We start from the raw sequence: 11,568 nt of genomic DNA on the forward strand, positions 1-11,568 counted from the left end.
ATAACTCAGAATATATTTATTCCTTATTTATTGTTCTTATACTTCATCTTAGTTAGAGCTATTAACCTGCCGAGAATGGGCTTATATCCTTATTATTATTTCCCGCCATCTATTTCTTGTTATTCGCGGGAGAAATAAGGCAACACCCCATTTTTCGAAAAAAACATGACAAGAAATCGTTAAATATCGCGTGGAGCCTATGAAAAAAATATCCAGAGCGTCGCTATTTCTTCAGCTATTGAACGGACATTTCCGGTCTGAAAAAATATGGTTTGAGAATAAGATAAAAGCGAAGTTTTTGTTGCGCTCGCTGATGCTGCCTTTCCCAACCTATTACTTTCTGGGCGGGATATGCGCCATGCCGTGCATGCAGCGATTAGTGAAAACGCATCCCTGCCTGCCCACGAAAATTCATCGACCTTACCTGCATGTCGGGCTCAATGCGACCGAGCGGGCTAAAGCGATTTGCCACCACTATTCCTTCTTGGAAGGTCTGTCTTCGCAGCGTCTGCATGATGCATTGCTAAGCGAAACCCCTTGTCGTCTGGCCGAATTTTACGGCAAGGAGGGCGAGAAATTCGCTATCGTCAGCAGCGTATGGCGGTATGACAAAGAGGGTGAAACGACGCTGCAGATATGGATGGAGGAGACGCCGCTCATCTCACTATCGTTCAGTATCATTAATGTCTTGGGTCAACCCGCCATCGTCATCGGCGGCCTGCAGGGTAAAGGCAAGCAAACGACCCGCGATCTGATCAAACAGGCGACTAAAGCCTGCCACGGTCTGTTCCCCAAACGGTTATTGATTGAGAGCCTGCTGACGTTGGCCGATCTCGCCGGAATTCGCCGCGTGCTGGCGGTCGGCGATGACAGCCATGTTTATCAAAGCCAACGCTATCATCGCAGCAAAAAAAGCGTGCTGTTTTGTTGCTACGACGCGTTCTGGACCTCGCTGGAGGCGGTCCCAACGCATGACAACCTCTACCAGTTGCCGCAACTCATCGCCCGTAAACCGCTGGAGGCGTTACCCAGCAACAAACGCGCGCAGTATAAACGCCGCTATCAGTTGATCGATGAGCTACATGCTCAGCTGGCGGACAACCTCAGCGCTGAAACGCTTCGGAGAGCGAATCATCAGGAGCGGACGCCCATAAAAAAAGCCAGTGCAAACGCACTGGCCTAAATCAACGGGTGTAGAATCGTTCGACGTTAACGCCAGCGTCTGCTGGCGTGATGACATTCTTAACCTCTCGGGTCCTGGAAATGGTGACCGCCGCCATGACCACCGCCATGACCACCACCGCCACCGTGACCGCCGCCCCACGGGGGTGGGAAAATGCATCCGCTCAGGGTTGTCAGCAGCGCCAGTACACTTACCAGTTTTAATACACGTTTCATTTTAACCTCATCTGACTACTGTTTCGCTGCATCATAGTGAAGCCAGCCCCAGCCCAACAAGCGTCTTATTCTTAAAAAACCGCCCATTAATAACGGGTTAGACTATTTACCGTCCATCATCACAAAACAAACAATTTCCTTACATTCCCCGCCTGAAAACAGGCCGCCAGAGGGACTGTTTCGCGGCAAACACGCGATAAACGACAAAGGCGGATGAAGCGTTTCCGCTCCCTCCGCCTTTCATTAGCCCAATAGGTCGGCAAGCCGATTTATGGCTGTTCGACAACGTTATAGAGCACGTTGCGACGTTCCAACATCTGCCCGCCGTCACGCGTCAGCGGCACCCAGCCAACCGAACCGCGGTTCGTCGTCGGCGACGCAAAGAGCAGATTAAACGGTATGGAGACGTAGAATCCTTTCGTGAAGCTCCCTTCCCCATACTCTTTGGCGCTGACGTTGGTTTTGGTCGCGAAAGCGCCCGCAACGATACCGCTGTCAAACCGCCGCGACAGATCGACGGTGATGCCTTTATCTCCCGCCAAGTAGCGGCCGACGCTGATCTTCGCCAGCCCACCTTTGATATAAGGCAGTTCCCAGTAGGTGGTCAGATGGCCGGTAGCCACGCTGTAGTCCGCGAGACGCATCGTGTCATTCCAGTCACGTTGCTTGACGTAGTTCACATCCAGCCCGACCGCCCAGCTTTTGCCATAGGGGCGATACAGCATTTCACCGCCGACGCCAGCGTACATCATCTCCAGATAGCCGCCGTAGACCTGCGTGTACCAGTCTCGCGCCGGATGATCGGTGCGCGATAGCTGCAGATTGGTGAGCAATACATCAGACGAGGTGACGTACTCACGTATCCAGGTGCGGACGCGCGGCAGCTTGGTATCCTGAGGCGGTGTCGTGTAGCTGAATTTATCGTAGTTATTGAACAGGTTAACGTTGACCGTGCCCCCTACGCTCCAGTGATCGGAGAGGTACAGGTCCGCGTTGGCATTAGCCGACACCTGATACATGTAGAACGATTCGGCCCCTCCGATGGACTGCGACAGCGCGGGCGCCAGGGAGTACGTCAACCGCTTGGGCTGGGTATGCAGCACTTCCTGACCGCGCGGCGGCGCTACCGGCTCGACATCATAGGCTTTCGGCTCCGGCTGTCCCAGCGGGGTCGACGCCGTTTGCAGCTGACGGAACGCGTTCGCGTCGACACGCGTGCTGTCAGTCGGCAGATGGCGATTTTCCCTCACGATGTGATATTCGCTGACGCTGGACGGTACATGGTTGGCGAGAACGGTCGCCGCGCGGCTGTTGTACTCGGCGCTATCCGTATATTTGTACTGCGGACTGACGACGGTGACCTGCTTATCGTCCGCATAAATATCCGGCTGACCAAGGCCGGCTTTCTCATCCAGCTCTTTCGCCACGCGTTTCCAGTCCGTCCCGCCCTGCGGATTGCTGACCGGCGCATAAACCGGCGGCGCATCGTCAACATAGTGCGGCCGCAGTTGATTGAAGTTGGTGCGTAGCGTGACCCCCCACATCAGCGTGTTGCCCCGCTCCCAGGATAGCGAGGTATCCAGAATGTCGCCGACCCGATAGACCATGCCCACGTTGATCGGCGAGTCTTGCTTGATACGCTCTCTGCGCCCGCGATCTGCGGCTTCATCACTGTAGTTGTTGCCGTCGTACTCCAGCTTCAGACGCAGCGGGTCCCACGGCGTCTGGTATTCGATCCCGCCGAATATCGCCGCCGGTCCGTGGAAGAAGTTGTTCACCTCGAACTGCCCGGTATCTGTAGAACTGGTGCGCTGACAGAAGCTTTCCGTCAGCTTACAGGCCGGGTTGGTGATATTGCCGCTCTGGGCCATATTTCCCCAGCCGATGCCCAGCGTCAGGTCGAACGGCCCCCAGCGCTTGCTGGCCGCCAGATATTCGCTGTCGAACAGGCCGGTCCCCGCGATGTCGCGCAGCCCAAGCGAGACCTGAGGCAACCAGCGGTCTTCCTTCCACAGCCGCGCTTTAACGTCGAACCCTTTGTCTTTATACGTTTGCGATCCGCTGAAGTTGGGATCGGCGCTATAAAGCCGGGTACGGATATCGGTATAACGCACCGTCGTTTCCAGCCAGTCGAGCAGCTGCAAGGAGACGGAATAGCGGCGGTACTGATCGTTATCACGATAGTTGGCGCTGAACTCGCCGGTTTCGGCCATGCGCGCGGTTGGCATTTGCAGCAGGCCCACGCCGCCAAAGTCGGTCTGAGACACGCCTGCTGGCTGATAATAGTGATTTTGGTTAGTCGCATCGGCAAGCTCGCGCGCCGTGCCGTTTGCCGCATCCGCCAACGCCGACGTGCTGAAAACGCTGCCGATCGCCAGAGAGAGGCAATTCAGTCTGAGAGTATTGTTTTTAGCCATTAGTGTGGGATCCGGTTCGCAAGATAATCGGCAATCTGCTCGTTAAGCGAGGACATCTCTTCGGGCAAAATGGCGGGATCAAAGCCGATAAACAGCGTTTCCCCCGCGGCGGGTTCGATATGTTGACGATTCCACATCGCCAGCGGCACCTTGCGCCACGTCCCCGTCCCCGCAATCAGATACCCCGTGTTTTTATCGCCGCCGGGAAGAAAACGTCGGCCCTGAAGATAGTTTTCAACTGACCAGCCGGAGCGCAGCGGAAGATCTTTGAACACCTGAGCCGTACCGATATCAATGTCCGTTCGAATCAGACCGAACAGGAACAGCTGTTTGGAATAGGGGGCGAGATAGAGCTGATAGTCTCCGACCAGCGGACGATTGCTCTGTAGGCTCAGGCGCACCCGGTCTGGGTCGAGCGCCGTCGGGATTCGGCCGGCGACAGGGACCTGCTTGAGCGCCTGCGCGACATACCAGGCTGCGATGGCGTAGTCGCCATCACCGCGATCGCGCCACCACAGTTGCAGGCGATAGAGGTGATCCTGCAACGTCTGGCCTTGCGCGGCCACTCTGGAGGTCATCGCCGGGTTGGTGATCAACGCATTCTGCCAGTTGACGTCCGCAGGGAAAGGCGTTTTGGCATAAAACTGATCCAGGCGAACGCCGTCTTCCAGCACCACAGGATCTAGCGTGCGATCGCCATATTTTACCGTAAGCTGCGCCGCGCCCACCGTTCCGGTCATCAACATCAGCACGGCGGCCAGCCGATTGTGTAGCAACATAGAAGCGTCCTTACAGTGACTGAGCGTAGGATTTCAAAGCGGTAAACTGAACCAGCGCCATATCCGGCCCCATGTATTGACGGCTCTGCATCACCTGACCGGTGCTCGCATTCAGCCAATACTGGTTGGTATAACGCTTGTTCAACGCGGGAACGGTCACCAGCTCATCAAAGCGCACGGTTTGATAGGTTCTGCCGAGGATGACCAGCGGCTCACGGCCGCGGTTTTCGAACGAGGACTGCAGTTCATAGCTGCCGCGCATGACCTGAGACCAACTGACCTCAGTCTGCCAGCGCATGGGCGTCCCTGCTTTCAGCAGCCCCAGATGCAACGGATCGTGTTCCTGATTGGCGACATGCTGGATGTCTTCGCCGAACCCCTGGGTTTTCACCACGCGCCCGTCATGGGTTGCGACCATGTTTTTATCCGCGGCCACCCACTTCAGTAGTCCATTTTCCGCGAACGCCAGCACCATGAAGGCGCGCGGCGCCTCGCCGACCTTAATATAGGCCGAGGCATACGGCACCTTCGCCACCTGCTGCGGCGTGAGGTCGGTATCGTCCTGCCCCCAGATGGCCAGCTTCATCGTTTGACCCAACAAAGCGAATTGTTGCGAACACCCCATCAACATGAGAGAAAAAAGTGGAATAGCAATCAGCGCACGGGTTCTGCTACCTGATAGAATTTTTATCATCGCTCTGGTTCTCGCCTGAATCCCCTGAAGCAAAAGAAAGGCCACCTAAGTGGCCTTATTATTATCTCAATCCCATTAACCCTGGGTTGATGTGACTGTAGAGGTACTTGTGCCCGTGCTGTTGGACGTGCTGCTATCATTCGCAGTCGCCACGGTGGCAGCAGCAACGGCAGCCGCCGCTACGCCAACACCGACCGCCGTAGACGTACCGACAGCAGCGGAAGCGGCGCCAGCGCCACCCGCACCACCGAGCAGTTCGCCCACAGCAGCATATGCACTGGAGGACATGGCCAAGGCCAGTACCGCAGTCATTAACGTTTTTTTCATCACAATTTCCTTCTTTCCTAGGAAGTACTTCAGGACAGGAGAAGACCACACTCATGGCCTTTCCTGCCCTACTTTTCAGCTGATTTCTCAGCCAAATCGGGCATTCACTGTCCTTAAACTCGGGGGTATCACCACAATGAAAACGACGTTACATCATGATGCATGTAACAACTGCGTAGCCTTGAATTAAATAAATACAGAAATAGAGATGCGTGTTAACAACATACAGGAAGGGAATGACATTTCTCTTATTAGTTTTACTGCGTATTATTTTTTCGGAGCTGTCCGATAAGAAATGAGGGTAACGGCAAAAGGTGGAACAACCGGGCGGTAGACGCCCGGCTGGAGAGTATCAACGCAGCGTTTAGTCCAACCATTCGGTGTGGAATACGCCTTCTTTATCGGTGCGTTTGTACGTATGAGCGCCGAAATAGTCACGCTGAGCCTGAATCAGATTCGCTGGCAGCACTTCAGAACGGTAGCTGTCGTAGTACGCGATCGCCGCCGAGAAGGTCGGAACCGGGATACCGTGCTGAACCGCGTAGGCAACCACGTCACGCAGCGCCTGCTGGTATTCGTCCGCGATCTGCTTGAAGTACGGCGCCAGCAGCAGGTTGGCGATAGCCGCATTCTGCGCGTAAGCGTCCGTGATTTTCTGCAGGAACTGGGCGCGAATGATGCAGCCCGCGCGGAAGATCTTGGCGATTTCGCCGTAGTTCAGATCCCAGCTGTTCTCTTCTGATGCCGCTTTGAGCTGAGAAAAACCCTGCGCATAAGAAACGATTTTGCCCAGATACAGCGCGCGACGCACTTTCTCGACGAACTCCGCCTTGTCGCCATCAAATGCCTGAGCGGCAGGGCCGGACAGCACTTTAGACGCAGCAACGCGCTGAGATTTCAGCGAAGACAGGTAGCGAGCGAATACGGATTCGGTGATCAGCGACAGTGGTTCGCCCAGATCCAGCGAGCTCTGGCTCGTCCATTTACCGGTGCCTTTGTTTGCGGCTTCATCCAGAATGACGTCGACCAGATATTTTCCGTCTTCATCCTTTTTGGTGAAGATATCCGCGGTGATTTCGATCAGGTAGCTGCTCAGCTCGCCTTTGTTCCATTCAGAGAAGGTGGTGGCCAGCTCTTCGTTGCTCAGGTTCAGCGCCTGCTTCAACAGGGAATAGGCTTCTGCGATCAGCTGCATGTCGCCGTATTCGATGCCGTTGTGCACCATTTTCACATAGTGACCCGCGCCGTCAGCGCCGATATAGGTCACACAGGCTTCGCCTTCCGCGCGTGCGGCGATTTTTTCCAGAATAGGCGCAACCAGCTCATAGGCTTCTTTCTGACCGCCAGGCATGATGGATGGGCCTTTCAATGCCCCTTCTTCGCCGCCGGATACACCGGTGCCGATGAAGTTAAAGCCTTCGGCGGACAGTTCACGGTTACGACGGATGGTGTCTTTGTAGAAGGTGTTGCCACCGTCTATCAGGATGTCACCTTTTTCCAGATAGGGTTTGAGAGAAGCGATGGTTTTATCCGTGGCTTCACCCGCTTTGACCATTAACAGGATACGACGCGGCTTCTCCAGGGATTCCACGAATTCCTGAACGGTGTAGCAAGGCACCAGCTTTTTACCGGGATTTTCTGCAATCACCTCATCGGTTTTATCAGCAGAACGGTTAAAGACAGAGACGGTATAGCCACGGCTTTCAATGTTCAGCGCCAGATTGCGCCCCATTACCGCCATACCGACAACGCCTATTTGCTGTTTGGACATTAAAGCAACTCCTGTTTGAAGGGTAACCTACCCGGGTCGCGGCTGGCGCGCCACAGGCAATCAAAAGCAGGCCGCCATGGTAACTCAGCTCTTATCGAGTGGGTAGTAATTGGTTCGATAGGATAGGGTCCCGCCCGGCATAAATACGGGCTCGGGCGGGAAGCTGTCGTCAGGCTGAGTGTTTAGCCAGCAGCTTTTCGATATTTTTCTTGAATGCCTTGCCCAAACTCGGATTGCGCAAGCCGTAGGAGACGAAGGCCTGAGCATAGCCCAGCTTACGACCGCAGTTGAAACTGCGACCCGCCATTTCCACCGCATCCACCTGCTGAGTTTTGATCAGCTCGGCAATCGCATCCGTCAGCTGAATACGGCCCCATGCGCCCGGCAGGATGTTGTTGATGATAGGCCAGGCGTCCGCCGTCAGCACGTAGCGGCCAACCGCAGACAGGTCGGAACCTTCCACGCGCGCCAGCTTGGGTTTTTCAATCATCGACGTGATAGCCGACGTCGCGCCCGGCTGGGTCAGCGGCTGCTCGCATTCGACCACCGAGTATTCCGGCAGAGCTTCATACGGGCGATGCTTCACCAGAACCTGGCTATGGCCGGTCTCTTCAAAGCGCGCCACCAGACGAGCCAGGTTTTCCGTGGACTGATCCGCGGAGCTCTCATCCAGCACTACGTCCGGCAGAACGACCACAAACGGCGCGTCGCCGACAATCGGATAGGCGCAGGAAACCGCATGCCCTAACCCCAGCGTCTGCCCCTGACGCACGTTCATGATAGTCACGCCCGGCGGACAGATGGCCTGCACTTCCTCCAGCAGCTGACGCTTGGCGCGCTCTTCCAACAAGGATTCCAGCTCGAACGACGTATCGAAATGGTTTTCGATGGCATTTTTCGACGCGTGCGTCACCAGCACAATCTCTTTAATGCCCGCGTTGGCGCACTCTTTTACGATTTTCTCGATTACCGGGCGATCCACCAGCGGCAGCATCTCTTTAGGAATTGCCTTGGTTACCGGCAACAGGTTCATACCCAGCCCGGCAACGGGAATCACTGCTTTTAATGTCGTCATCTATCGCTCTCTTAAACAGTCAGCCATTTCCGTGGCACTTCCCTAGCCGTGCCACACTCTCTTAACCTTATACCTAATCTGAGCCAAAGAGATCGCGAGTAAAGACTTTTTCCACAACATCAGACAATTCCGGTGCCATGCGGTTGGAAAGAATCACGTCGGAAATCTGTTTGAACTCTTCCAGATCGTTGATGACCTGGGAGTGGAAGAAGTTGTCCTCTTTCAGCGCCGGTTCGAAAACCACGACCTCGATCCCTTTCGCCTTGATGCGCTTCATCACGCCCTGAATAGCCGAGGCGCGGAAGTTATCCGATCCGCTTTTCATCACCAGACGGTAGACGCCCACGACGGTAGGATTACGCTTGATCACCGCATCGGCGATGAAGTCTTTACGCGTGGTATTGGCGTCCACAATGGCGCGGATCAGGTTGTTGGGCACCGCTTCATAGTTAGCCAACAGCTGTTTGGTATCTTTCGGCAGGCAGTAACCGCCGTAGCCGAATGAAGGGTTGTTGTAGTGCTGTCCGATACGCGGATCCAACCCAACGCCTTCAATAATCTGCTTGCTGTCCAGGCCCAGCGTCTGGGCATAGGTGTCCAGCTCGTTGAAGTACGCCACGCGCATCGCCAAATAGGTATTGGCGAACAGCTTGATGGCCTCGGCCTCGGTGGAGTCGGTAAACAGCACCTGAATGTCGGTTTTGATCGCGCCTTCCACCAGCAGATGGGCAAAGGTTTCCGCGCGCTCCGAACGTTCGCCGATGACAATGCGCGAAGGGTACAGGTTATCGTACAGCGCCTTGCCTTCCCGCAGAAATTCCGGCGAGAAGATGATGTTATCGGTCTCGAACTCTTCCCTCAACTGACGGGTGTAGCCGACGGGAACGGTCGATTTGATGATCATCACCGTACCCGGATTGTGCGCCAGCACATCACGAATGACCGCTTCGACCGAACTGGTGTTGAAGTAGTTGGTCTTCGGATCGTAGTCCGTCGGGGTGGCGATGATGACGAAATCGGCGTCTTGATAAGCCGCAGCGGGATCCTGCGTGGCCCGGAAATTGAGCGCCGGATTACGCAGGAAATCTTCGATTTCCTTGTCGACAATAGGTGAAACACCTTTGTTAAGCATGTCGACCTTCTCGGCAACGATATCCAGCGCAACCACTTCATTATGCTGCGCCAGCAGCATCGCATTCGACAAGCCGACGTAGCCGGTACCTGCAATCGCAATTTTCATTTTCAAATCACACTAATCCAACGTGGCATAGAACTAAAATCACAGAAGAAATGGCCGTGCGGCAGCGAAAATCGGCCGCCCGCGCTTCATCGCCTCGATCAGAGGCGGTAGAAATCGCGATACCAGTCAACAAACGCCTGCACGCCTTCGGCGACTTCCACCTGTGGGCGATAACCTGTCGTCGCAAAGAGGTCGTCGGTATCGGCATAGGTCTGATACACGTCGCCTGCTTGCATCGGCATGAAGTTTTTCTTCGCTTCGATTCCCAGCGCGTTTTCCAGCGCTGTGACAAAATCCATCAGCTTGACCGGGCTGCCGTGGCCGATGTTGTACACGCGATAAGGCGCCGAGCTATTGGCCGGCGAACCGCTTTCCACCCGCCACGACGGATCGGGCTGTGGAATCACATCCGCGACACGCAGTACGCCTTCCACGATATCGGTGACGTAGGTGAAATCGCGGCGCATGTCGCCGTGATTGTAAATATCGATCGGCTCGCCGTTCAGGATGTTCTTGGTGAACTTGAACAGGGCCATATCCGGTCGTCCCCATGGGCCGTAGACGGTGAAAAAGCGCAGACCGGTGGTCGGCAGACCGTACAGATGCGAATAGGCATGCGACATCAGCTCATTGGATTTTTTGGTGGCCGCGTACAGCGAAACCGGATGATCCACGCTATCCGCCGTTGAGAACGGCGTTTTATTGTTCAGCCCGTACACGGAGCTGGATGACGCATAAACCAGATGACCAACGCCATGATGGCGGCAGCCTTCCAGCACATTGACGTGTCCGGTCAGGTTGCTCTGCGCATACGCCAGCGGATTTTCCAGCGAGTAACGTACGCCAGCCTGGGCTGCCAGATGGATCACACGATCGAATTTCTCCGCCGCAAACAACGCATGTACTGCCTTATCATCCGCGATATCCAGCTTCTCGAAACGGAAGTTGTCCAGCGGCAGCAGTTCGGCCAGGCGCGCCTCTTTGAGAGAGACGGCGTAGTAGTCATTGAGATTATCTATCCCGACAACCTCGTGCCCGGCGGCACACAGCGACTGGCAAACATAAAAACCGATAAAACCGGCGGCTCCGGTAACAAGGAATTTCATCAGATGACTCATTGTTGTGGGTGAGATGAATCTGCGAATGATACCACCGAACGGTTTGATGCCGAATCGGAACATTGGAAGGTCTTGCGCCGATAACCCCTTCACCCGGTTAATAAAAATGCAGTCTGCCGCGACGCCTCCGTGAAGGCGTCTTTCACGTCCGGTGCGGATACTGTCTTGCCGCCGTCATTCACCCGGCGTCGTTGATACCCGACGCGTTATTCACTCAGATAGCGCGGTATTGGCCCCAGCGTCCAGGTTTTGCCATCGATATCCGTCTGATTTCCCTGCCAGTCCGTCTGCACTTTTTTACCGCCGTTCAGCGGCACTTCTTTCTTGTCTGCGCCAATCGTCCATCCCACCAGCAGGTCTTTGCTGCCGTTGGAGAAGCGATAGACCTTGACGTCCGGGGCATCGACGACGGCCTTTTTGAAGTCCATGCCGGTCAGCATGTGATTCATCACCGCCATCGCGCTATAAGCGGGTTTCGGCGTGTAGTCCTGATAGAGCAACCCAAAATTGTGCTCTTTGTTAGTGCCGTTCGCGCCATCGTTCACGAAGTCATACCAAAACGTGCTTTGAATGATGTTGTGCCGCTGAGACTCGATCAGCGTACGCAGCAGGAAAGCGGCCTGAGCGGCTTCGCCGTTGGCATACGGGATGGTCGTCGACGGCCAGCCGATCTCGGTGACATACACCGGTGGGAACTGGCTCGCCGGGCGTTTTTCCAGCTTGATGTGGCTTTCCATCAGCCGGGAGAC

Annotated in this window: 10 protein-coding genes and 1 pseudogene; 2 read left to right on the top strand and 9 right to left on the bottom strand. The window is 55.3% G+C overall.

The window, feature by feature from the left end; translation table 11 throughout:
- The first annotated feature begins 199 nt into the window (after positions 1-199).
- The gene (locus Q7O77_RS08635) at positions 200-1,183 is read left to right on the top strand and encodes a VirK/YbjX family protein (protein ID WP_304165828.1); all 984 of its coding nucleotides are present in this window, start codon (positions 200-202) and stop codon (positions 1,181-1,183) included.
- 50 nt (positions 1,184-1,233) lie between these two features.
- A complete protein-coding gene (locus Q7O77_RS08640; protein WP_304165849.1) occupies positions 1,234-1,386 on the top strand; it encodes a hypothetical protein in 153 nt (50 codons plus the stop codon).
- Positions 1,387-1,667: 281 nt separating this feature from the next.
- Here Q7O77_RS08640 and Q7O77_RS08645 read toward each other — a convergent pair whose 3' ends face one another.
- The 9 genes and pseudogenes from Q7O77_RS08645 to Q7O77_RS08685 all read right to left on the bottom strand — a co-directional run.
- Entirely contained in the window at positions 1,668-3,815 is a 2,148-nt protein-coding gene (locus Q7O77_RS08645; RefSeq protein ID WP_304165831.1) for a YjbH domain-containing protein, read from the bottom strand.
- Positions 3,815-4,594: a capsule biosynthesis GfcC family protein gene (locus tag Q7O77_RS08650; protein WP_304165833.1), complete on the bottom strand. Its 780-nt coding sequence runs from the start codon at positions 4,592-4,594 to the stop codon at positions 3,815-3,817. Before Q7O77_RS08650 ends, Q7O77_RS08645 begins: the two co-directional genes overlap by 1 nt.
- Positions 4,595-4,604: 10 nt before the next feature.
- Positions 4,605-5,180 (bottom strand): YjbF family lipoprotein, encoded by a 576-nt coding sequence (locus tag Q7O77_RS08655; RefSeq protein ID WP_369696215.1) that lies wholly within the window; start codon positions 5,178-5,180, stop codon positions 4,605-4,607.
- 183 nt (positions 5,181-5,363) lie between these two features.
- Positions 5,364-5,576 carry a hypothetical protein gene (locus Q7O77_RS08660; protein ID WP_304165839.1) on the bottom strand — a complete coding sequence of 71 codons (213 nt, stop codon included), beginning with the start codon at positions 5,574-5,576 and terminating at the stop codon, positions 5,364-5,366.
- Between the two features lie 403 nt (positions 5,577-5,979).
- Positions 5,980-7,386, bottom strand: a complete 1,407-nt coding sequence (gndA, locus tag Q7O77_RS08665) for an NADP-dependent phosphogluconate dehydrogenase (RefSeq protein ID WP_304165842.1) — start codon at positions 7,384-7,386, stop codon at positions 5,980-5,982.
- Positions 7,387-7,555: 169 nt separating this feature from the next.
- Positions 7,556-8,461 carry a sugar phosphate nucleotidyltransferase gene (locus Q7O77_RS08670; RefSeq protein WP_026743142.1) on the bottom strand — a complete coding sequence of 302 codons (906 nt, stop codon included), beginning with the start codon at positions 8,459-8,461 and terminating at the stop codon, positions 7,556-7,558.
- Between the two features lie 73 nt (positions 8,462-8,534).
- Entirely contained in the window at positions 8,535-9,701 is a 1,167-nt protein-coding gene (locus Q7O77_RS08675) for a nucleotide sugar dehydrogenase (protein WP_304165845.1), read from the bottom strand.
- A 98-nt stretch (positions 9,702-9,799) separates the two neighbouring features.
- Positions 9,800-10,807, bottom strand: coding sequence for an NAD-dependent epimerase (locus Q7O77_RS08680; RefSeq protein ID WP_085652660.1), 1,008 nt, complete (start codon positions 10,805-10,807; stop codon positions 9,800-9,802).
- A gap of 218 nt (positions 10,808-11,025) precedes the next feature.
- Positions 11,026-11,568, bottom strand: a pseudogene (locus tag Q7O77_RS08685) (hypothetical protein); the annotation flags it as partial.

This window comes from Lonsdalea britannica (genome assembly GCF_946477055.1).
GTDB lineage: Bacteria > Pseudomonadota > Gammaproteobacteria > Enterobacterales > Enterobacteriaceae > Lonsdalea > Lonsdalea britannica_A.

Bases quoted from the DNA above. Each gene is read 5' to 3' on its own strand.
- Q7O77_RS08635 (WP_304165828.1), top strand. From the start codon at position 200: ATGAAAAAAATATCCAGAGCGTCGCTATTTCTTCAGCTATTGAACGGA.
- Q7O77_RS08640 (WP_304165849.1), top strand. From the start codon at position 1,234: ATGACATTCTTAACCTCTCGGGTCCTGGAAATGGTGACCGCCGCCATG.
- Q7O77_RS08645 (WP_304165831.1), bottom strand. From the start codon at position 3,815: ATGGCTAAAAACAATACTCTCAGACTGAATTGCCTCTCTCTGGCGATC.
- Q7O77_RS08650 (WP_304165833.1), bottom strand. From the start codon at position 4,594: ATGTTGCTACACAATCGGCTGGCCGCCGTGCTGATGTTGATGACCGGA.
- Q7O77_RS08655 (WP_369696215.1), bottom strand. From the start codon at position 5,180: ATGAAGCTGGCCATCTGGGGGCAGGACGATACCGACCTCACGCCGCAG.
- Q7O77_RS08660 (WP_304165839.1), bottom strand. From the start codon at position 5,576: ATGTCCTCCAGTGCATATGCTGCTGTGGGCGAACTGCTCGGTGGTGCG.
- gndA (WP_304165842.1), bottom strand. From the start codon at position 7,386: ATGTCCAAACAGCAAATAGGCGTTGTCGGTATGGCGGTAATGGGGCGC.
- Q7O77_RS08670 (WP_026743142.1), bottom strand. From the start codon at position 8,461: ATGACGACATTAAAAGCAGTGATTCCCGTTGCCGGGCTGGGTATGAAC.
- Q7O77_RS08675 (WP_304165845.1), bottom strand. From the start codon at position 9,701: ATGAAAATTGCGATTGCAGGTACCGGCTACGTCGGCTTGTCGAATGCG.
- Q7O77_RS08680 (WP_085652660.1), bottom strand. From the start codon at position 10,807: ATGAAATTCCTTGTTACCGGAGCCGCCGGTTTTATCGGTTTTTATGTT.